18 protein-coding genes are annotated in these 20,122 nt (G+C 67.3%); 16 read left to right on the top strand and 2 right to left on the bottom strand.

What is annotated here, in order from left to right:
* Window positions 1–128: 128 nt before the first annotated feature.
* From HWX87_RS33020 to msrQ, 4 genes are all read left to right on the top strand, one after another.
* The gene (locus HWX87_RS33020; protein ID WP_176051119.1) at window positions 129–2,345 is read left to right on the top strand and encodes a cytochrome c biogenesis protein ResB; all 2,217 of its coding nucleotides are present in this window, start codon (window positions 129–131) and stop codon (window positions 2,343–2,345) included.
* 4 nt (window positions 2,346–2,349) lie between these two features.
* Window positions 2,350–3,540 carry a c-type cytochrome biogenesis protein CcsB gene (gene ccsB / locus HWX87_RS33015; protein ID WP_176051118.1) on the top strand — a complete coding sequence of 397 codons (1,191 nt, stop codon included), beginning with the start codon at window positions 2,350–2,352 and terminating at the stop codon, window positions 3,538–3,540.
* A gap of 159 nt (window positions 3,541–3,699) precedes the next feature.
* Window positions 3,700–4,695 (top strand): protein-methionine-sulfoxide reductase catalytic subunit MsrP, encoded by a 996-nt coding sequence (msrP, locus tag HWX87_RS33010; protein ID WP_176051117.1) that lies wholly within the window; start codon window positions 3,700–3,702, stop codon window positions 4,693–4,695.
* A gap of 20 nt (window positions 4,696–4,715) precedes the next feature.
* Window positions 4,716–5,402, top strand: coding sequence for a protein-methionine-sulfoxide reductase heme-binding subunit MsrQ (msrQ, locus tag HWX87_RS33005; RefSeq protein ID WP_176051116.1), 687 nt, complete (start codon window positions 4,716–4,718; stop codon window positions 5,400–5,402).
* 80 nt (window positions 5,403–5,482) lie between these two features.
* Here the strand turns inward: msrQ and HWX87_RS33000 are convergent, their stop codons facing one another.
* Window positions 5,483–5,758, bottom strand: a complete 276-nt coding sequence (locus HWX87_RS33000) for a lipoprotein (RefSeq protein ID WP_176051115.1) — start codon at window positions 5,756–5,758, stop codon at window positions 5,483–5,485.
* Between the two features lie 36 nt (window positions 5,759–5,794).
* Here HWX87_RS33000 and cyaY point away from each other — a divergent pair, with 36 nt between their 5' ends.
* Window positions 5,795–6,121, top strand: a complete 327-nt coding sequence (cyaY, locus tag HWX87_RS32995) for an iron donor protein CyaY (RefSeq protein ID WP_176051114.1) — start codon at window positions 5,795–5,797, stop codon at window positions 6,119–6,121.
* An 82-nt stretch (window positions 6,122–6,203) separates the two neighbouring features.
* On the opposite strand, the gene HWX87_RS32990 is transcribed toward cyaY, so the two are convergent.
* Window positions 6,204–8,597 carry a penicillin-binding protein 1A gene (locus HWX87_RS32990; protein ID WP_176051113.1) on the bottom strand — a complete coding sequence of 798 codons (2,394 nt, stop codon included), beginning with the start codon at window positions 8,595–8,597 and terminating at the stop codon, window positions 6,204–6,206.
* A gap of 220 nt (window positions 8,598–8,817) precedes the next feature.
* Between HWX87_RS32990 and HWX87_RS32985 the strand changes: the two genes are divergently transcribed.
* The 11 genes from HWX87_RS32985 (at window position 8,818) to HWX87_RS32935 (ending at window position 20,112) form a co-directional block, all read left to right on the top strand.
* The gene (locus HWX87_RS32985; protein WP_176051112.1) at window positions 8,818–9,741 is read left to right on the top strand and encodes a competence protein ComA; all 924 of its coding nucleotides are present in this window, start codon (window positions 8,818–8,820) and stop codon (window positions 9,739–9,741) included.
* A complete protein-coding gene (locus HWX87_RS32980; protein WP_176051111.1) occupies window positions 9,738–10,346 on the top strand; it encodes a fimbrial protein in 609 nt (202 codons plus the stop codon). Before HWX87_RS32985 ends, HWX87_RS32980 begins: the two co-directional genes overlap by 4 nt.
* Entirely contained in the window at window positions 10,343–11,197 is an 855-nt protein-coding gene (locus HWX87_RS32975; RefSeq protein ID WP_176051110.1) for a pilus assembly protein, read from the top strand. The genes HWX87_RS32980 and HWX87_RS32975 overlap by 4 nt, the downstream gene beginning before the upstream one ends.
* Window positions 11,194–12,825, top strand: coding sequence for a type IV pilus secretin PilQ (gene pilQ, locus HWX87_RS32970; protein WP_176051109.1), 1,632 nt, complete (start codon window positions 11,194–11,196; stop codon window positions 12,823–12,825). Before HWX87_RS32975 ends, pilQ begins: the two co-directional genes overlap by 4 nt.
* Before the next feature lie 40 nt (window positions 12,826–12,865).
* Window positions 12,866–13,420, top strand: a complete 555-nt coding sequence (locus HWX87_RS32965) for a shikimate kinase (protein ID WP_176051133.1) — start codon at window positions 12,866–12,868, stop codon at window positions 13,418–13,420.
* A complete protein-coding gene (gene aroB, locus HWX87_RS32960) occupies window positions 13,417–14,496 on the top strand; it encodes a 3-dehydroquinate synthase (protein WP_176051108.1) in 1,080 nt (359 codons plus the stop codon). The genes HWX87_RS32965 and aroB overlap by 4 nt, the downstream gene beginning before the upstream one ends.
* A gap of 65 nt (window positions 14,497–14,561) precedes the next feature.
* Window positions 14,562–15,746, top strand: a complete 1,185-nt coding sequence (locus HWX87_RS32955) for a deoxyguanosinetriphosphate triphosphohydrolase (protein ID WP_244137803.1) — start codon at window positions 14,562–14,564, stop codon at window positions 15,744–15,746.
* Window positions 15,747–15,836: 90 nt separating this feature from the next.
* Window positions 15,837–17,171, top strand: a complete 1,335-nt coding sequence (ugpB, locus tag HWX87_RS32950; RefSeq protein WP_176051106.1) for a sn-glycerol-3-phosphate ABC transporter substrate-binding protein UgpB — start codon at window positions 15,837–15,839, stop codon at window positions 17,169–17,171.
* Between the two features lie 96 nt (window positions 17,172–17,267).
* Window positions 17,268–18,152: a sn-glycerol-3-phosphate ABC transporter permease UgpA gene (ugpA, locus tag HWX87_RS32945; RefSeq protein ID WP_176051105.1), complete on the top strand. Its 885-nt coding sequence runs from the start codon at window positions 17,268–17,270 to the stop codon at window positions 18,150–18,152.
* Window positions 18,149–18,994 carry a sn-glycerol-3-phosphate ABC transporter permease UgpE gene (ugpE, locus tag HWX87_RS32940; RefSeq protein ID WP_176051104.1) on the top strand — a complete coding sequence of 282 codons (846 nt, stop codon included), beginning with the start codon at window positions 18,149–18,151 and terminating at the stop codon, window positions 18,992–18,994. The genes ugpA and ugpE overlap by 4 nt, the downstream gene beginning before the upstream one ends.
* A 32-nt stretch (window positions 18,995–19,026) precedes the next feature.
* The gene (locus HWX87_RS32935) at window positions 19,027–20,112 is read left to right on the top strand and encodes a sn-glycerol-3-phosphate import ATP-binding protein UgpC (RefSeq protein WP_176051103.1); all 1,086 of its coding nucleotides are present in this window, start codon (window positions 19,027–19,029) and stop codon (window positions 20,110–20,112) included.
* Window positions 20,113–20,122 lie beyond the last annotated feature (10 nt).

Here is a 20,122-nt window from a genome sequence, read left to right as displayed (position 1 = left end):
CGCCTTGCCCTTTTTTGTTGGCACTCGCCGGGCCAAGTCGGGCTGGAGAGGCTTGCAGGGCGATGGGGGCTGCGTCCCCCAAGCGAAATAGTGAGCGTAGGGGCTGTTTCCCCTTAGTCGGAGTTTGAATGAGCGTTACCACGTCGGGGTTGCAGTCGAAGTCGGGTCAGGGTGCGTCGAAGCGCGCGGTCGAGCTGTTGAGCTCGATGCGCTTCGCAATTGCGCTGCTGGTGGTGCTGTCGATCGCGAGCATCATCGGTACGGTCCTGACCCAGGACGATCCGTATCCGAACTACGTGAACCAGTTCGGGCCGTTCTGGGCGGACATCTTCCGCTCGCTCGGCCTGTACAACGTGTACAGCGCGTGGTGGTTCATGCTGATCCTGATCTTCCTCGTCACGTCGATCTCGCTGTGCGTGATCCGCAACGCGCCGAAGATGCTTGCCGATGCGAAGAGCTGGAAGGACAAGGTCCGCGAAGGCAGCTTGCGCGCGTTCCACCACAAGGCGGAGTACTCGGCTTCCGGCACGCGTGCGACCGTCGCGGCGACGCTCGCCACGTTCGTCACCAAGGCCGGCTACAAGCACGTCGTGCGTGAAACCGACGGCGCGACGCTGATCTCCGCGAAGCGCGGTGCGATGACCAAGTGGGGCTACATTTCCGCCCACCTCGCGATCGTCGTGATCTGTATCGGCGGCCTGCTCGACAGCAACCTGCCGATCAAATTCCAGATGTGGATGTTCGGCAAGAGCCCGGTCAACACGAGCGCGACGATCAGCGAGATCTCGCCCGACCATCGACTGTCCGCGTCGAACCCGACGTTCCGCGGCTACGCGTGGGTGCCCGAGGGCCAGTTCGTGTCGACCGCGATCCTGAACCAGCCGAGCGGCTCGCTGATCCAGGACCTGCCGTTCTCGATCCAGCTCAACAAGTTCATCGTCGACTACTACACGACGGGCATGCCGAAGCTGTTCGCGAGCGACATCGTCGTGATCGATCGCGAGACCGGCCAGAAGATCCCGGCGCGCGTCGAGGTCAACAAGCCGTTCACGTACAAGGGCGTGTCGATCTACCAGTCGAGCTTCCAGGACGGCGGCTCGCAGATGCAGATGACGGCCTACCCGATGACGGGCGGCAATGCGACGACCGTCCCCGTGAAGGGCACGATCGGCAGTTCGGCCCCGCTGCAGGTGCCGGGCGCCGATGGCGACACGATCGAGTTCTCCGATTTCCGCGCGATCAACGTCGAGAACATGGCCGACGCGAACGGCAAGCCGGACGTGCGCGGCGTCGCGACGACGAGCTCGCTCAAGGAAGTGTTCGACGAGCGGCTCGGCTCGGGCGCGAAGTCGTCGAAGCCGACGCAGCTCCACAACATCGGACCGTCGGTGCAGTACAAGATCCGCGGCAAGGACGGTCAGGCGCGCGAATTCAACAACTACATGCTGCCCGTCGACATGAACGGCGAGCGTGTGTTCCTCGCCGGCGTGCGCGCGAGCCCGAACGATCCGTTCCGCTACATGCGGATCCCGGCCGACAGCCAGGATTCGATCGGCGAATGGATGCGCCTGCGCGCCGCGCTGGAGGATCCGGCCGTGCGCACCGAGGCCGCCTCGCGCTTCGCGCAGCGGTCGCTGCCGGGCACCGACGCGTCGCTGCGCGGCCGCCTGCAGGACAGTGCGTCGAAGGTGCTGACCCTTTTTGCTGCGAGCGACGACAGTGTCGGCCGCGGCGCCGACGGCCAGCCGGTCGGCGGCTTCCAGGCGGTGGCGACGTTCATCGACCGCTCGGTGCCGAAGGCTGAGCAGGAGAAGGCGGCGAGCCTGCTGCTGCGGATGCTCGAAGGCTCGATGTGGGAGGTCTGGCAGATCGCGCGCGAGCGTGCCGGCGAGCCGGCCGCCCAGAACGGCGCCGAGACGGTTCGCTTCGTGCAGAACGCGATCAATGCGCTATCCGACAGCTTTTTGTATGGATCGCCGGTCTATTTGCAGCTTGACTCATTCAAGCAGGTGCAAGCTTCGGTATTTCAGTTGACGCGCGCACCCGGCAAGAATCTGGTGTATCTTGGCAGCCTGCTGCTGGTCGCCGGCATCTTCTCGATGTTCTACGTGCGCGAGCGGCGCCTCTGGTTCTGGCTGAAGGACGCCGGTTCGGGCGTCGATGTGGTGATGGCGATGTCCACGGCCCGCAAGACCTTCGATTTCGAGAAAGAATTCGTGCAGACGCGCGACGCGGCCGGCGTCGCCTTGCGCGCCGCACCTCGCGACGCCGCGCCCACCGGTGCGGCTTCGACGGCCCGCCCGCCTGCCGGCAGCGGTTCCGATTCCGAGAATTCCACCCGGTAACATCATGGATCTCACGCAAGTTTCCTCTTCCCGTGCGGCGTCGGCCCAGGCGCCGGTTTCGTCGCCGCTGTTCGACGACCGTCCTTTCCTCGCGCGCCTGTCGCTGTTCGACTGGCTGTTCGCGCTGGCGCTCGTGGTGGGCGCGGGCTATGCGCTCGTGCACTACAACGCGCACATGGATTACTACGACAAGGCGGTGATGATCGGCACCGTGCCGGCGCTCGTCGCGCTCGGCTGGCGCTGGAAGCCCGCCCGGCTGATGATGGCGTCGATCGCCGTGCTGTCGCTGCTGTCGATCCAGATCTACCAGGGCGATCTCGCGCGCGCCGATTCGGCGTTCTTCCTCAAGTACTTCCTGTCGAGCCAGTCGGCGATCCTGTGGATGAGCGCGCTGTTCGTGCTCGCGACGATCTTCTACTGGATCGGCCTGCTCGCGCGCTCGGAAACGGGTGCGGCGATCGGCCAGAAGCTCACGTGGGTCGCCGTGCTGATGGGCTTCACGGGGCTGATGGTGCGCTGGTACGAGTCCTACCTGATCGGTGCGGACGTCGGCCACATCCCCGTGTCGAACCTCTATGAAGTGTTCGTCCTGTTCAGCCTGATCACCGCCCTGCTGTATCTGTACTACGAAGGCCACTACGGCACGCGTTCGCTCGGCGCCTTCGTGCTGCTGGTCATCAGCGCGGCAGTCGGCTTCCTGATGTGGTACTCGGTCGCACGCGATGCGCAGCAGATCCAGCCGCTCGTGCCGGCGCTGCAAAGCTGGTGGATGAAGATCCACGTGCCGGCGAACTTCATCGGCTACGGAAGCTTCGCGCTGTCGGCGATGGTGTCGGTCGCGTACCTGATGAAGGAGCGCGGCGTGCTTGCCGATCGTCTGCCGACGCTCGAAGTGCTCGACGACGTGATGTACAAGTCGATCGCGGTCGGTTTCGCGTTCTTCACGATTGCGACGATCCTCGGCGCATTGTGGGCAGCCGAGGCGTGGGGCGGCTACTGGAGCTGGGATCCGAAGGAAACCTGGGCGCTGATCGTGTGGCTGAACTACGCGGCGTGGCTGCACATGCGATTGATGAAGGGCCTGCGCGGCGCGGTCGCCGCCTGGTGGGCGCTCACGGGCCTGCTGGTCACGACGTTCGCGTTCCTCGGCGTCAACATGTTCCTGTCCGGGCTGCACAGCTACGGCAAGCTGTAAGATTTCCGCCGCTCGTCCGACTATCGAACCGCCGGTGCACTGCGTGCCCGGCGGTTTTGCTTTGTAACGGGCGGGCGAACCGGGCGTCGAACGGCGCATGATGGGCCGGGTCGAACGCTCATGAAGCATGCGCGCCGCGCATGCAGGAGGAGCTGCACGATGTGGATCAAACGCCCTTTGCGGAACGTACTGACCGGCGGTGATATTTCGCCCGGCGAGATCACGCCGCGCACGGTATTCGAGAGCCGGCGGCGCGTGTTGCAGGCAGCTGGCCTCGCGGCGGCGGGTGGCCTGTTTGGCACCGGCAACGCGGCATTCGCCGCGTATGCGTCGCCGGACGCGCGGGCGGCGAAGCTCGCGGCCAAGACGAACCCGAAGTTCGTCGCCGCCGACAAGGTGACGCCGTTCAAGGACATCACGTCCTACAACAACTTCTACGAATTCGGTACCGACAAGAGCGACCCGGCGCAGAACGCCGGTACGCTGCGGCCGCGCCCGTGGCGCGTGAGCGTCGAGGGTGAGGTGCTGCACCCGAAAGTGTTCGATCTCGACGAACTGCTGAAGCTCGCGCCGCTCGAGGAGCGTGTGTACCGGTTGCGCTGCGTCGAAGGGTGGTCGATGGTGATCCCGTGGATCGGCGTGCCGCTGTCCGAGCTGATCAAGCGGGTACAGCCGACCGGCAACGCGAAATACGTGCAGTTCATCACGCTCGCCGATCCATCGCAGATGCCGGGCCTGTCGACGCCGGTGCTCGACTGGCCGTATTCGGAAGGGCTGCGGATGGATGAGGCGATGAACCCGCTGACGCTGCTGACGATGGGCGTCTACGGGCAGGTGCTGCCGAACCAGAACGGTGCGCCGGTGCGGATCGTCGTGCCGTGGAAGTATGGTTTCAAGAGCGCGAAGTCGCTCGTGAAGATCCGCTTCGTCGACAAAGAGCCGAAGACGAGCTGGAACACCTATGCGTCGAACGAGTACGGCTTCTATTCGAACGTGAACCCGAACGTCGATCATCCACGCTGGAGCCAGGCGACCGAGCGGCGCATCGGCGAGGACGGTTTCTTCACGCCGAAGCGCAAGACACTGATGTTCAACGGCTACGGCGATCTCGTCGCGTCGATGTATCAGGGCATGGACCTGAAGAAGAACTTCTGAGCGCGACAGTGAGAAACGACATGCCTCCTTCGACGCTCACGCCCGCGCGTGCCGCCGGCGCCGGACCTGCCGCACGCACGACGCGGGCCGGTGCAGTCCGTCCCGCCGCGCCGCGCTGGCTCGCGCCGGCCAAGGTGCTGGTGTTCGCGGCCGGTCTGTATCCGCTCGCGCGTCTCGTGCTGTTCGGGCTGACTGACCGGCTCGGCGCGAATCCGATCGAATTCATCACGCGCTCGACGGGCCTCTGGACGCTCGTCTTGTTGTGCATCACGCTCGCCGTCACGCCGCTGCGGCGCATGACGGGGTTCGCCGCGCTGCTGCGTTTTCGCCGGATGATCGGGCTGTTCGCGTTCTTTTACGCGACGCTGCACTTCACGACCTACCTGTGGTTCGACAAGTGGTTCGACGTCTTCGCGATCCTGAAGGACGTCGGCAAGCGTCCGTTCATCACGGTCGGCTTCGCCGCGTTCGTGCTGCTGATCCCGCTCGCCGCGACGTCGACGCGCGCGATGGTGCGCCGGCTCGGCCGCCACTGGGCGACGCTGCATCGCGCGATCTACGCGGTCGCACTGTTCGGTGTGCTGCACTTCTGGTGGATGCGGGCCGGCAAGCACAATCTCGCGCAGCCGAAGCTTTACGCGGCGGTCGTCGCCGTGCTGCTCGGTTGGCGGCTGATCGCGTGGGGATGGCGGCGAGTGCGCGCGTGACGGCGCAGCCCGAAAAACAAAAGGCGATGACCGTGAAGCCATCGCCTTGTTTCGCCTGCCGCGCGAGCGGCGTTGCGCCGTTACTTCGCGGCCGGGCTCGATGCCGGTGCGGGCACGGCCGATGCGCCGCTCGACAGCTCGGGCGACAGCATCAGCGGCGAGCCCGACGTGTCGGGTGTGTCGTCGGACGATGCGTTTTCATCGGTCGGTTTCACGTCCGACGGCGGCGTATTCTGCTGCTGGAGTGGCTTGGGCATCGGAGGCACGGTGGGCAGATAGAGCGCGCCGCTTTGACCGCAGCCGGCAAGAATCGCCAAAGCCGCTACAATCGCGCTCATCCGGAAAACGACTCGCATGATCGTCCCTGAACAATTGAACCGATAGAGTTTAGCATGTCCGATACCGAATACCTGACCCGTGCCGAGGCCGTACTGATGGCCGTCGAGCGTACCGTCGACACCGCGAACGATGGCGACCACGACATCGATCTGGAGCGTAACGGCAGCGTCCTGACGCTGACGTTCGAGAACGGCTCGAAGATCATCGTCAACCTGCAGCCGCCGATGAAGGAAGTGTGGATCGCCGCGAAGGCGGGCGGATTCCACTACCGATTCATCGACGGCGAATGGCGCGACACGCGCACGGGCACCGAGTTCTTCTCGGCGCTCACCGAATACGCGACCCAGCAGGCCGGCCTGCCGATCACGTTCAGCATGTGACGCGCCGGGGTGCCGGACCCCGAGCGTCGCAGCCAAAGAAAAAGCGCCCCTCGGGGCGCTTTTTTCATGTCCGGGCCGGGTGTCAGTGGCCGCGGAACAGGTTCATGATGTCCTGCTTCTCCTGCTCGTCGACGTGCGGCACGGCTTCGTCGGCGTTCTGCGCGGCCGGCGCCTGCGGTACGCCGACCGTCGACACGAAGCCGTGACCCGGCGTGAAATCGGTGAAGTACAGCTCGCTGCCGAGCGACTCGACACCTTCGGGTACCGTCGGCTTGAACTCGGGCACGCCCTTCAGCGCCGCGCCCATGTACTCGATCCAGACCGGCAGCGACAGGCCGCCGCCCGTTTCGCGATCGCCGAGGCTGCGCGGATTGTCGTAGCCGATCCACGCGATCGCGGCGAGCGTGTGCTGGTAGCCGGCGAACCACGCGTCGTGCGAGTCGTTCGTCGTGCCGGTCTTGCCCGCGAGGTCGGTGCGCTTCAGGACGTTGGTCCGCGCGCCCGTGCCGCGTTGCGCGACGCTCTGCAGCAGGCTGTTCATCACGTACGCGTTGCGCGCGTCGATCGCGCGTGGCGCGTTCTGCTCGGCGACGAGCGGCTGCGCGCGCGCGACGATCGCGCCGTTCGGATCGGTGACTTCGGCGATCAGGTACGGATTGACGCGGTAGCCGCCGTTCGCGAACACCGAGTACGCGCCGGCCATCTGCAGCGGCGTGACCTGGCCCGCGCCGAGCGCCATCGGCAGGTAGGCCGGGTGGCGCTCGGCGTCGAAGCCGAAGCGCGTGATGTACTGCTGCGCGTACTTCGTGCCGATGTGGTTCAGGATCCGGATCGACACGAGGTTGCGCGAGCGCTGCAGCGCGGTGCGCATCGACATCGGGCCTTCGAAGCCGCCGCCGTAGTTCTTCGGCTCCCACGGCTGGCCGCCCGTTTCGGCGGCGCTGAAGTACAGCGGGCCGTCGTTGATCACGGTTGCGGGCCCGAGGCCCTTGTCGAGCGACGCCGAGTAGATGAACGGCTTGAACGACGAACCCGGCTGCCGCCACGCCTGCGTGACGTGGTTGAACTTGTTCTTGTTGTAGTCGAAGCCGCCGACGAGCGAGCGGATCGCGCCGTCCTGCGGGATGATCGACAGGAACGCGCCTTCGACCTGCGGCAACTGCGTGATCGACCATTTGCCGGTGTCGTTCTTCACGACGCGGACGATCGCACCGGGGCGGATGCGGCGATTCGGCTGCGCGTTGGCCGACAGCGCGCCCGATGCGAAGCGCAGGTTGTCGCCCTCGACCGTCGCCGTGCTGCCGTCGATGAATGCCACCGTGATCTGGCGCGGGCTCGCGGCCGTGACGACCGCCGCAATCAGCTCGCCGTTGTCGGGGTGTTCGAGCAGCGCGTCGTCGATCGCCTGTTCGCGGTCGTCGGCGCCGGCGGGCAGTTCGATGAAGCTTTCCGGCCCGCGATAGCCGTGGCGGCGCTCGTAATCCATGATGCCCTTGCGCAACGCGGTGTACGCGACCTGCTGGTCCGCGGAATCGATCGTCGTGACGACGTTGAAGCCGCGCGTGTAGGTTTCCTCGCGGTACTGCGCGTACATCATCTGTCTGACCATTTCCGCGACGTACTCGGCATGCACGCTGAAATCGCGTCCCGGGCCCTTGACGACGAGCGGTTGCGCGACGGCTTCGTCGTACTGCTCGCGCGTGATGAAGTTCAGCTCGAGCATCCGCTGCAGGATGTATTCCTGGCGCACCTTCGCGCGCTTCGGATTGACGACCGGGTTGTACGCGGACGGCGCCTTCGGCAGCCCCGCGAGCATCGCCGCTTCCGCGAGCGTGATGTCCTTCAGGTCCTTGCCGAAATAGACCCGCGCGGCGCTCGCGAAGCCGTACGCGCGCTGGCCGAGATAGATCTGATTCATGTAGACCTCGAGAATCTGATCCTTCGTCAGCGCGCGCTCGATCCGGTAAGCGAGCAGCATCTCGTAGATCTTGCGCGTGTAGGTCTTCTCGCTCGACAGGAAGAAGTTACGGGCGACCTGCATCGTGATCGTGCTCGCGCCCTGCGACGCGTGGCCGTTCGTCAGCGCGACGATGCCGGCGCGGACGATGCCGGTGAGGTCGACGCCGCCGTGATCGTAGAAGCGTGCGTCCTCGATCGCGAGGATCGCCTTCTTCAGCGAGTCGGGCACGTCCTTGAAATGGACGACGTCGCGGCGCTCCTCGCCGAATTCGCCGATCAGCACGTGATCGGACGTATAGATGCGCAGCGGCACCTTCGGGCGATAGTCGGTCAGTGCGTCGAGCGACGGCATGTTCGGCCAGGCGACGACGAGCGCGTAGCCGAGCACGAGGCCGCCGGCCACGACGAGGGCCACGCACATCGCGGCGAAGCCGAGCAGGACTTTTTGCCACCAGGGCCGCTTCTTCGGCGCCGGGGCAGGAGGCGGGGACGTAGGAGTCGTGGATTGCATAGGCATACCGGAAAACAGTCCCGCGATTATAGCTGCCCGGTAAGACCGGTCCTGACGCGGGGGCCGCCCGCAGGAAAGCCGCGGGTCGGCGTGCCGCCAGTATGGCCTGCGCACGGCCGCCGCCAGCCATTGCTGGCCGTTTGGCCGACTGTCGGTCACGCGCGCCGCTTTGCAGAATCAGGTCTCGGAAACGCGGCATGGGCCGCGACGATTTCGGGAGGCTGGAATGGCGGGACGTTGGGTAGCGCAGTTTGCGCAGGGCAGGTACCGGTCGACGGGAATCGACGTCGGCGCGGACGAGGTCAGGGTGGCCGTGCTGAGCCGGCGCGGCCGGGTCGCGGATGTGCGGGTCGAGGGGCTGGAGCGGGAGCCGGTCGGGTTGGCGGGTGGGCCGGAAGACGCGCGCTGGGCCGCGGTCGCGCGTGCGCTGGCGGCAGCCGTCGCGCGGCTGTCGGCGGCCGACGTGCGGTGCGACGCGCGCGGCGTGATGGCACTGCACGATGACGAGATTCGTACGGCGACGCTCGACCTGGCCGGGCGTCACGACATCCCGGACGCCGCGCGGCAGGCGGCCGAGCGTATCTCGGGGCTGGCGCCGGACAGTTTCGCGTTCGACTGGCGGCAGCACGGCGGCGCGCGATCCGGCGAGATCGCGGTGGCCGTGGCCCCGCTGGCGCTGCTGGAGCGGCGGGTCGATGTGGCGGCGCAGGCCGGTATCGACCTCACGGCGGTCGATGGCGAGTCGGCCGCCATGCTGCGCGCGTTGCGCTATGCCGCGCAGTTCGAACTCGACGCGCAAGGCTCCTACGCCGCGCTCTGGTTCTGCGACTCGGGTGTGCGCGGCTGGCGAATCGACGGGTCGTTGGCGGTCCCGGTGCTCACGCTGACCGACACGTTGCCGGAGGCGCTCCCCGATGCACTGCGCCGGCGCGCGCTCGGCGCAGTGCGTTGTGTGTTCGTCGCCGGCGACGAACGGAATATCGCACGCTTCGATACGTCCGTCGCCGAGATCGGCGACGTGCTCGGCTTGGCGGTGGTGCCGTTCGACTGCACGGGCTGGGACGGGCAGCCGGGTCCGCCCGCCGGCATGCCGGGCGGCCCGGCATTTGCTGTTGCGTTCGGGCTGGCGTTGCGCGGGGTGTGGGAATGACGGCCGGTCAGGCGGCACTGGGCGGCTTCAACCTGCTGCCGCACCGCGAGCGACTGGCACATGCGCTGCGGCGTCGCCGGGCTGCGCAGTGCGGGGCGGCGATCCTGCTCGGCGTGCTTGGCGCCGCGCTGTGGACGGGCGCGGCCACCTGGATGCGGTGGCGCACGGATGCCGCGCGCGCAAGCGTGGAGACGCGGCTGCGGCAGTTGCAGCCGCAGGTGAATGCCGCGATGCGCGCCGCCGATGCGGCGGCCGTCATCGCGCGGCGTGACGCGCAGGCAGCGACGCTTGCCGCGCCGCATGGGCGTGTCGCAGGGCTGCTGGCGACACTGGCGCAGGTGCGCGACGACGGCGTCCGGCTCGACGCGCTGCGCACGACACCGGCCGGGGCCGTGCTCGATGTGCGGACCACGAGCTACCGGGCGGCCGCGCGTTGGCTCGCCGGGATGGCGCGCGAGCAGCGTGACTGGCGGATCGACGTGGATGCGTTGGCGCCTGTGTCGAGTGCGGGGAGCCCGCTGGTCGGGATGCCGTTCCGGTTCTCGGTTCAGTTGCGCTGGCACGATGCGATGCCGTCGCGGACGGCGTCGGGAGGTGGCGCATGACGGCGATCACACATTGGCCTGCGCCGCGTGACAATGCGCGGCTGGGCGGCATGCCGCGCGTCTCGCCGCGGGTAATGCATGCCGCCGGCTGCGTACTGGCGTTCGTGGCCGTGCTGGCAGGCGGCATTCATCTGGCAAATGCGGCCGACTGGAGCGGGCTCGCGCATAGCCGCGCGTTGCTGGCTGCAGTGCAGGGGCGTGCGGCCGACGCGCAGCGCGTCCTCGAGTCTGCGGGACGCCGGCTCGGTGCGCATCCTGCGCCGGCGCATGACGACCACGCGTCGCCTACGCCGGAATGGGCTGCGCTGATGCTGGGACTGGCCGATCTCGCCGCGTCGAGCGGGCTGAACGGTATATCGATCGAGCCGCAGCGTCTCGATGGCGCGGCACCGGAGGGCCGGCGCACCGTGCGCATCGTCGCGGACGGCGGCTTTCGCGCATTGTCGAAGATGGTCGGCGGGCTGGCGCGCTTTCCGGTGCTGGCGGTGCCGTCGGCGCTGCGTGTCGAGCGAGGCATGCAGGCGACGCGGATGGACATGTCTGTCGACATGTTTCCGGCGCTGCGGGCCGCATCGCCCGCGGGCGGCACGGTGCCGCTTCAGGCTGCTGCGCTCGACGCCGATCCGTTCGGCGGTGAAGCCGATGGAATGGCGGCCCGCCTCGCCGGCACGATTCGCGACGCGCGTGCCGGTCTCGCTTTGTTCGATGACGGCGATGGCGCGTTCACGGCCGTGGCGCCCGGCGAAGCGCTCGGGGCGGCCCGCGTGGTGCGCGTCGAGCCCGCGGCGGTGATGCTCGCGATGGCGGACGGGGCGCACCGGGTCGTCATGAACGACGGAGGGCGGTCATGACGAAGTACGGCCGTCGGGTGCTCGTCGTCTGGGCCGGATTGACGGCGGCCAGTGCCGGCGCGTCGTTGCCGCCGCTGCCGGCAGCCTGGCCCGCCGCGTCGATGGAGGCGCCGGTGCCGAGTTTGCCGCTGCCGCACGGCAGGGTGGGCGGGGTGGACCACGCGGTATCGGAGGAAGCCGGCCCGCCGCCGTTCGACCAGGCCGCTCGCGCGGCACTTCAGGCGGAACCCGCTGTACCGGCACCGCAGCTGGAGGGGCCGCCGATCCCGTTGGCGCCGCCGGCCCGGATGAGCGACGCCACGGCCCGGCAACCCGGCGATGCGGACGACGCGCGGCGGATCTCGCTGAATCTGCAGGGCGCCGGGCTCGCGGCTGCGTTCGACGCGTTCGCGCGGTTCACGGGGCTCAATATCGTCGTCGGCGAGCAGGTGCGCGGCACGGTCACGTTACGTCTGAACAATGTCCGCTGGCGCGAGGCTTTCGACACGCTGCTCGACACGCATGGGCTCGCGATGTCCCGGCGCGGCAACGTGATCTGGGTCACGCCGGCGGCCGAACTGGCCGCCCGTGAGCGCGAGCGCTTCGAAATGCATGCGCGGGCCGCCGATCTGGAGCCGCTGGCGAGCCGCACGTTCGCGCTGCACTACCCACGCGCGCAGGACGTGCAACGGCTGCTGGCCGGCGCGACTGGCCAGCGCCTGCTGTCGAAACGCGGCGCTGCGGCGGCCGATCCGCGCACGAACCTGCTGTTCGTCACCGATCTCGCGCCGCGCATTGCGCAGATCGCGGGTCTGATCGACGCGATCGACCGGCCGTCTCGGCAGGTCCGGATCGAGGCCCGCATCGTCGAGGGTGAGCAGGGCTTCTCGCGCAACCTCGGCGCACGCGTCGCGCTGCGGGCGCAGGGGCGGCCGTCGGCGGGCGAGAGCACCACGTTCGCGGCCGATGCGCGCAACGCGCTCGATCTGGCCGCGCGGCCGCTCGGCGGCTTCGACGCGGCGACCGCCGGCTTTACGCTGTTCGCCGCGCCGCTCAGCCGCGTACTCGACATCGAACTGAGTGCGCTCGAGGCGCAAGGGCGGGGTCAGATCGTTTCGCGGCCGCGCGTCGTGACGGCCGACCGCGTCAAGGCGATCGTCGAGCAAGGTTCCGAGCTGCCGTACCAGGCGAAGGTGGGCAACGGCATGAGCGGTGTGCAGTTCCGCCGCGCGACGCTCAAGCTCGAGGTCGAGCCGCAGATCACGCCCGACGGGCGCGTGGTGCTCGACCTGGACGTGACGAAGGACAGCGTCGGCGAGCCGACGGCGGCCGGCCCCGCCATCCATACGAAGCATGTACAGACGCGTGTCGAGGTCGAGAATGGCGGGACGGTCGCGATCGGTGGTATCTATGAACAACTGAACCGGAACGATGTGACGCGCGTGCCGCTCTTGGGCAAAATACCGTTTCTGGGCGCGCTTTTCCGGCACCGCGCGCAGCGCGACCAGCGCAACGAACTGGTCGTGTTCATCACGCCGACCGTCGTCGATGCGCGCTGCGATGCGCTCGGCGCGGGCGACGCGGATGCCGATAAAACGGGGCCGGAAGCCGCCGGCGCAGGCTCGACAAGGCAGCCGCTTTGCCAGTAAGCTGCGCCACACACCAGCAAGATTGAAGCAGAGGAAGCCGTTGCAAGCGCGGGACCCACATGCAAACGTATTTTTCGTCGGCCTTATGGGAGCGGGTAAGACCACCGTGGGCCGTGCGGTCGCGCGTCGTCTCGACAGGACGTTCTTCGACTCCGACCACGAAATCGAGGCCCGCACGGGCGCGCGCATTCCGGTGATCTTCGAGCTGGAAGGCGAGGCCGGGTTTCGCGATCGCGAAACGCAGGTGATCACCGATCTCACGCAGCGCGAGAACATCGTGCTCGCGACGGGCGGCGGCGCAGTGCTGCGCCCGGAAAATCGCGACTGCCTGAAAAGCAACGGCATCGTCATCTACCTGCGCGCCAATCCGCACGATCTGTGGCTGCGCACGCGCAAGGACAAGAACCGCCCGCTGTTGCAGACCGAAGACCCGAAGGGGCGTCTCGAAGCGCTGTACGAAGTGCGCGACCCGCTGTACCGCGAATGCGCGGATTTCGTCATCGAGACCGGCCGTCCGTCGGTCAACGGCCTCGTCAACATGGTGTTGATGCAACTCGAACTGGCGGGCGTCATCGCCAAGCCGCTACAAGCATGATTACTGTCAACGTCGATCTGGGCGACCGCGCCTATCCGATTCACATTGGTGCCGGCCTGATCGGCCGCACCGAGCTGTTCGCGCCTCACATCAAGGGCTCGTCCGTCACGATCGTCACGAACACGACGGTCGATCCGCTCTACGGCGACGCGCTGCGCGCGGCGCTTGCGCCGCTCGGCAAGCGCGTCTCGACGGTCGTGCTGCCGGACGGCGAGGCGTACAAGAACTGGGAAACGCTGAACCTGATCTTCGACGGCCTGCTGACCGAACGCGCAGATCGCAAGACGACGCTCGTCGCGCTCGGCGGCGGCGTGATCGGCGACATGACGGGCTTTGCCGCCGCGTGCTACATGCGCGGGGTGCCATTCATCCAGGTGCCGACGACGCTGCTGTCGCAGGTCGATTCGTCGGTCGGCGGCAAGACGGGCATCAACCACCCGCTCGGCAAGAACATGATCGGCGCGTTCTACCAGCCGCAGGCCGTGATCGCGGACATCGGCGCGCTGACGACGCTGCCCGATCGCGAACTGGCGGCCGGCGTCGCCGAAGTCATCAAGACCGGCGCGATTGCCGATGCGGCATTCTTCGACTGGATCGAGGCGAACGTCGACGCGCTGAACCGTCGCGACCCGGCCGCGCTCGCGCACGCGGTGAAGCGTTCGTGCGAGATCAAGGCGAGCGTCGTCGCGGCCGACGAGCGTGAAGGCGGCCTGCGCGCAATCCTGAATTTCGGCCACACGTTCGGCCACGCGATCGAGGCCGGGCTCGGCTACGGCGAGTGGCTGCACGGCGAGGCGGTCGGCTGCGGGATGGTGATGGCGGGTGATCTGTCGGCGCGGCTCGGCCTGCTCGACGAAGCGTCGCGGCAGCGCCTCGACGCGGTGATCGCGGCCGCGCGTCTGCCGACCCGCGGGCCTGCGCTCGGCGACGCGCGCTACATGGACCTGATGCGCGTCGACAAGAAGGCCGAGGCTGGCGCGATCAAGTTCATCCTGCTGAAGCGATTCGGCGATACGCTGATCACGGAGGCGCCAGACGAAGCCGTGTTCGCTACACTGGCGCAGACGACCCGCTAACGGCGGCCCGGATGCCCCGGAGCCCCTGACATGGAGGAGACGTGAGCGAGACATCCAGCAGCACACTGCCCGAAGCCAGCCGCGCATCCGCTGCGCCGGTGGCCGAGCCGCCGACGCTGGCGGCGCTGGAAGCCCATCTCGCTCCGTATGCCGCACACGCGTCGCAGTCGCGCGGCCGCCGCCATCCGGAAACCCCGCCGGCGGCGCGCACCGAATTCCAGCGCGACCGCGACCGCATCGTCCATTCGACCGCGTTCCGCCGGCTCGAATACAAGACGCAGGTCTTCGTCAATCACGAAGGCGACCTGTTCCGTACGCGCCTCACGCACAGCCTCGAAGTCGCGCAGATCGCCCGCTCGGTTGCGCGCAACCTGCGCCTGAACGAGGATCTGGTCGAAGCGATCTCGCTCGCGCACGATCTCGGCCACACACCGTTTGGCCATGCCGGACAGGACGCGCTGAATGCGTGCATGCGTGACCACGGCGGCTTCGAGCACAACCTGCAGAGCCTGGCGGTCGTCGACGAGCTCGAGGAGCACTACGGCGCGTTCAACGGGCTGAACCTGTGCTTCGAGACGCGCGAAGGCATCCTGAAACACTGCTCGCGCGACAATGCGCGCAAGCTCGGCGCGCTCGGCGAGCGTTTCCTGCACGGCCGGCAGCCGTCGCTCGAAGCGCAGCTCGCGAACATCGCGGACGAAATCGCGTACAACAACCACGACGTCGACGACGGCCTGCGTTCCGGCCTGATCACGATCGAGCAGCTTGCCGAAGTCGAGCTGTGGCAGCGCCACTATGAAGCGGCACTCGCCGAATTCCCGCACCTCGAAGGCCGCCGTCTCGTGCATGAGACGGTGCGCCGCATCATCAACACGCTGATCGTCGACCTGATCGACGAGACGACGCGCAACCTCGTGCGCGTCGCGCCTGCATCGCTCGACGACGTGCGCGCCGCGCCGCCGCTGGTGTCTCACAGCGTGATGGTCGCCGCGCAGGCGGCCGCGCTCAAGCGCTTCCTGTTCAAGAACCTGTATCGCCACTACAAGGTGATGCGCATGGCGAGCAAGGCGCAGCGCGTCGTCACGGGGCTGTTCGACGCATTCATCGACGACCCGCGCCTGCTGCCGCCGCCGTACCAGTCCGACGACGCGGCCCATCAGCCGCGCCTCGTCGCGCACTACATCGCCGGCATGACCGACCGCTTCGCGCTGAAGGAATATCAGCGCCTGTTCGTCATCAGCGACAACTGACTGTCACAAACGATCACTAGACTTCGCCGGTTCAATGGCGACGGGAATGTTGCACACGCTGTTGGTAACGTTTTCATAGGAGAGAGGTCGATGAAGAAGAAGCCTGCGGGGACACTGGTTCGTTCGATCGCGCTCGGCGGCGCGCTGATGTTCGGGGTACAGCACGTGGCGCTCGCCGCGACGGAAATTCAGTTCTGGCATGCGATGGAGGCCGCGCTCGGCGAGCGGGTCAATGCGATCGCCGACCAGTTCAACGCGTCGCAAAGCGACTACAAGATCGTGCCGGTCTTCAAGGGCACTTACGACCAGGCGCTCGCGGCCGGCATCGCCGCGTATCGCAGCGGCAACGCGCCGGCGATCCTCCAGGTCTACGAAGTCGGCACGGCCACGATGATGCAGGCGAAGAAGGCCGTCGTGCCGGTCTCCGACGTGTTCAAGCAGGCCGGCGTGCCGCTCGACGAAAAGGCATTCGTGCCGACCATCGCGAGCTACTACAGCGATGCGAAGACGGGCCATCTCGTGTCGATGCCGTTCAACAGCTCGACGCCGGTGCTGTACTACAACAAGGATGCGTTCAAGAAGGCCGGCCTCGATCCGAACCAGCCGCCGAAGACGTGGGCCGACGTGAAGGCCGATGCCGAGAAGCTGCGCAAGTCGGGGATGGCATGCGGCTTCACGACCGGCTGGCAGGGCTGGATCCAGCTCGAGAACTACAGCGCGTGGCACGGGCTGCCGTTCGCGAGCCGCAACAACGGCTTCGACGGCACCGACGCGGTGCTCGAATTCAACAAGCCGCAGCAGATCGCGCACGTCTCGTTCCTGCAGCAGATGGCGAAGGACGGCACGTTCACGTACGCGGGGCGCAAGGATGAGGCGTCGGCGAAGTTCTACAGCGGCGACTGCGGGATCATGACGACGTCGTCGGGCGCGCTCGCGAACGTGCAGAAGTTCGCGAAGTTCAGCTACGGCACCGGCATGATGCCGTACGACGCGAACGTGAAGGGCGCACCGCAGAACGCGATCATCGGTGGCGCGAGCCTGTGGGTGCTGGCCGGCAAGGATCCGGCGACCTACAAGGGCGTCGCGAAATTCCTCGCGTACCTCGCTTCGCCGGCCGTCGCCGCGAAGTGGCACCAGGACACGGGCTACCTGCCGGTCACCAAGGCGGCGTACGACCTGACGCGCGAACAGGGCTTCTACGCGAAGAACCCGAGCGCCGAAACCGCGATCAAGCAGATGCTGAACAAGCCGCCGCTGCCGTACACGAAGGGGCTGCGCCTGGGCAACATGCCGCAGATCCGCACGGTCGTCGACGAGGAGTTCGAGCAGGTCTGGGCGCAGAAGAAGTCGCCGAAGGACGCGCTCGATTCGGCCGCGTCGCGTGGTGACGAACTGCTGCGCCGCTTCGAGAAGTCGGGCGGCTGAGCACGCATCGCTTCGTGCCGCCGGCGGCATCGCGCGCGAGCGCGTACCGGCCGGCGGCGCGGTTTCCTTTCCGTTTCGCCTGACCGGATATCCGCGATGCAATCCCGTTCCCGTTTCGGTACGAGCCTGGTGCCGTACCTGCTGATCGCGCCGCAGCTCGCGATCACCGCCGTGTTCTTCCTGTGGCCGGCCGGCGTCGCGCTGTGGCAGTCGACGCAGATGCAGGACGCGTTCGGCACATCGAGCGAATTCGTCGGCTTCGCGAACTTCACGCACCTGTTCGCCGATCCGCTCTATCTCGATTCGTTTCGCACGACGCTCGTGTTCAGCGGGCTCGTCACGGTGAGCGGGCTCGTCGTGTCGCTGCTGCTCGCCGCGTGCGCCGATCGCGTGACCCGCGGCGCGCGCGTGTACCGCACGCTGCTGATCTGGCCGTACGCGGTTGCTCCGACGATCGCGGCCGTGCTGTGGGCGTTCCTGTTCAACCCGAGCATCGGCCTGATTACCTACGCGCTGGCGAAGGGCGGCATCGTGTGGAACCACGCGCTGAACGGCGGGCAGGCGATGTTTCTCGTCGTGCTGGCATCGGTGTGGAAGCAGGTGAGCTACAACTTCCTGTTCTTCTACGCGGGCCTGCAGGCGATCCCGCGCTCGTTGATCGAGGCGGCGGCGATCGACGGCGCCGGGCCGGTGCGGCGCTTCTTCAACATCGCGCTGCCGCTGCTGTCGCCCACCAGTTTCTTCCTGCTGGTCGTGAACCTCGTCTACGCGTTCTTCGACACGTTCCCGGTGATCGACGCGGCCACCGGCGGCGGCCCGGCGCAAAGCACGAAGACGCTGATCTACAAGATCTTCGCGGAGGGCTTCCAGGGGCTCGACATCGGCAGCTCGGGCGCGCAGTCGGTCGTGCTGATGATCATTGTCGTCGGGCTCACGGTGATCCAGTTCCGCTTCGTCGAACGCAGGGTGCAATACGCATGATCGAAAATCGCAAGGGCTTCGACCTGTTCTGCCACGCGGTGCTGATCGCGGGCGTCGTGCTGATCGTGTTCCCCGTCTACGTCGCGTTCTGCGCGGCGACGATGAACGCGCAGGAGGTGTTCACGGTGCCGCTGTCGCTCGTGCCGAGCACGCACCTGTTCGAGAACATCGCGTACATCTGGGGGCACGGCAGCGGCGGCACGACGGCGCCGTTCGGCCGGCTGCTCGTGAACAGCTTCGCGATGGCGCTCGGCATCGCGGTCGGCAAGATCGCGGTGTCGATCCTGTCCGCGTACGCGATCGTCTACTTCCGCTTTCCGTTTCGCAACACGGCGTTCTGGCTGATCTTCATCACGCTGATGCTGCCGGTGGAAGTGCGGATCTTTCCGACCGTGCAGGTCGTGTCGACGCTGCACCTGACGAACACGTACGCCGGGCTCACGATGCCGCTGATCGCCTCGGCGACCGCGACGTTCCTGTTCCGTCAGTTCTTCATGACGCTGCCCGACGAGCTGATGGATGCCGCGCGCATCGACGGCGCCGGGGCGCTGCGCTTCTTCTGGGACGTCGTGCTGCCGCTGTCGAAGACGAGTATCGCGGCGCTGTTCGTGATCACGTTCATCTACGGCTGGAACCAGTATCTGTGGCCGATCCTGATCACGACGGAAGCGTCGCTGTCGACGGCGGTGGTGGGCATCAAGACGATGATCGCGAGCGGCGACGCCGCGACCGAATGGCAATACGTGATGGCGGCGACGCTGCTGGCGATGATCCCGCCGCTCGTCGTCGTGCTGGCGATGCAGCGCTGGTTCGTGCGCGGCCTCGTCGATTCCGAGAAATGAACCATGGACGGTAACCGGGAGAAGGACCAGGTATGGCTGCGCTGAGCTTGAAGGGCGTCAGGAAATCCTACGACGGCAAGCAGCACGTGCTGCATGGCATCGACGTGGAGATCGCCGACGGCGAATTCATCGTGCTGGTCGGCCCGTCGGGCTGCGGCAAGTCGACGTTGCTGCGGATGATCGCGGGGCTGGAGTCCGTATCGGACGGCGAGATCGCGATCGGCGAGCGTGTCGTCAACACGCTGGAGCCGAAGGATCGCGACATCGCGATGGTGTTCCAGAACTATGCGCTGTATCCGCACATGACGGTCGCGCAGAACATGGGCTACGGGCTGAAGATCCGCGGGATCGAGCGTGCGACGATCGATTCGCGAGTGGCCGCGGCCGCGAAGATCCTCGAGCTGGAGCCGCTGCTTGCGCGGCGGCCGCGCGAGCTGTCGGGCGGCCAGCGGCAGCGCGTCGCGATGGGGCGCGCGATCGTGCGCGAGCCGTCGGTGTTCCTGTTCGACGAACCGTTGTCGAACCTCGACGCGAAGCTGCGCGTGCAGATGCGGCTCGAGATCCAGCGGCTGCATGCGCGGCTCGCGACGACGAGCGTCTACGTGACGCACGACCAGATCGAGGCGATGACGCTCGCGCAACGCGTGATCGTGATGAACCGTGGCTACGCGGAGCAGATCGGCGCGCCGGTCGACGTGTACGAGAAGCCGGCGACGGTGTTCGTCGCGGGCTTCATCGGCTCGCCGGCGATGAACCTGATGCACGGCCGGCTGTCGGAAGACGGCGCGACCTTCACGGTCGCGGGCGGCGGCCCCGCGCTGCCGGTTGCCGGCGCACCCGGCATCGGAGCCGAGATCGCCACGGGGCGCGACTGGGTGCTGGGCGTGCGTCCCGAGCACATGACGCCGCAGCCGGGCGTCGCGCAGGCGACGCTGCCGGTCGACTCGTGCGAGCTGCTCGGCGCGGACAATCTCGCGCACGGCCGCTGGGGCAATCACGACGTCGCGGTGCGCCTGCCGCACGCGGACCGTCCCGCGCGCGGCACGGCGCTCGCGGCCGCGCTGCCTGCTCACCGGCTGCATTTCTTCGATCCCGAGACCGGCAAGCGTGCCGGTTGAGCCTGCTGCA

This window comes from Burkholderia sp. BCC1644 (genome assembly GCF_902833225.1).
Lineage (GTDB): Bacteria > Pseudomonadota > Gammaproteobacteria > Burkholderiales > Burkholderiaceae > Burkholderia.
Note: the sequence above shows the minus strand (reverse complement) of the source record. Positions and strands in the feature narration are given on the sequence as shown.

What these genes read in the sequence shown, in the direction of transcription:
- HWX87_RS33000 (WP_176051115.1), bottom strand. Translation starts at nt 5,758, where the DNA reads ATGCGAGTCGTTTTCCGGATGAGCGCGATTGTAGCGGCTTTGGCGATT.
- pilQ (WP_176051109.1), top strand. Translation starts at nt 11,194, where the DNA reads ATGACGAAGTACGGCCGTCGGGTGCTCGTCGTCTGGGCCGGATTGACG.
- ccsB (WP_176051118.1), top strand. Translation starts at nt 2,350, where the DNA reads ATGGATCTCACGCAAGTTTCCTCTTCCCGTGCGGCGTCGGCCCAGGCG.
- aroB (WP_176051108.1), top strand. Translation starts at nt 13,417, where the DNA reads ATGATTACTGTCAACGTCGATCTGGGCGACCGCGCCTATCCGATTCAC.
- HWX87_RS33020 (WP_176051119.1), top strand. Translation starts at nt 129, where the DNA reads ATGAGCGTTACCACGTCGGGGTTGCAGTCGAAGTCGGGTCAGGGTGCG.
- ugpA (WP_176051105.1), top strand. Translation starts at nt 17,268, where the DNA reads ATGCAATCCCGTTCCCGTTTCGGTACGAGCCTGGTGCCGTACCTGCTG.
- HWX87_RS32985 (WP_176051112.1), top strand. Translation starts at nt 8,818, where the DNA reads ATGGCGGGACGTTGGGTAGCGCAGTTTGCGCAGGGCAGGTACCGGTCG.
- msrQ (WP_176051116.1), top strand. Translation starts at nt 4,716, where the DNA reads ATGCCTCCTTCGACGCTCACGCCCGCGCGTGCCGCCGGCGCCGGACCT.
- HWX87_RS32935 (WP_176051103.1), top strand. Translation starts at nt 19,027, where the DNA reads ATGGCTGCGCTGAGCTTGAAGGGCGTCAGGAAATCCTACGACGGCAAG.
- HWX87_RS32990 (WP_176051113.1), bottom strand. Translation starts at nt 8,597, where the DNA reads ATGCCTATGCAATCCACGACTCCTACGTCCCCGCCTCCTGCCCCGGCG.
- msrP (WP_176051117.1), top strand. Translation starts at nt 3,700, where the DNA reads ATGTGGATCAAACGCCCTTTGCGGAACGTACTGACCGGCGGTGATATT.
- HWX87_RS32980 (WP_176051111.1), top strand. Translation starts at nt 9,738, where the DNA reads ATGACGGCCGGTCAGGCGGCACTGGGCGGCTTCAACCTGCTGCCGCAC.
- ugpB (WP_176051106.1), top strand. Translation starts at nt 15,837, where the DNA reads ATGAAGAAGAAGCCTGCGGGGACACTGGTTCGTTCGATCGCGCTCGGC.
- ugpE (WP_176051104.1), top strand. Translation starts at nt 18,149, where the DNA reads ATGATCGAAAATCGCAAGGGCTTCGACCTGTTCTGCCACGCGGTGCTG.
- cyaY (WP_176051114.1), top strand. Translation starts at nt 5,795, where the DNA reads ATGTCCGATACCGAATACCTGACCCGTGCCGAGGCCGTACTGATGGCC.
- HWX87_RS32975 (WP_176051110.1), top strand. Translation starts at nt 10,343, where the DNA reads ATGACGGCGATCACACATTGGCCTGCGCCGCGTGACAATGCGCGGCTG.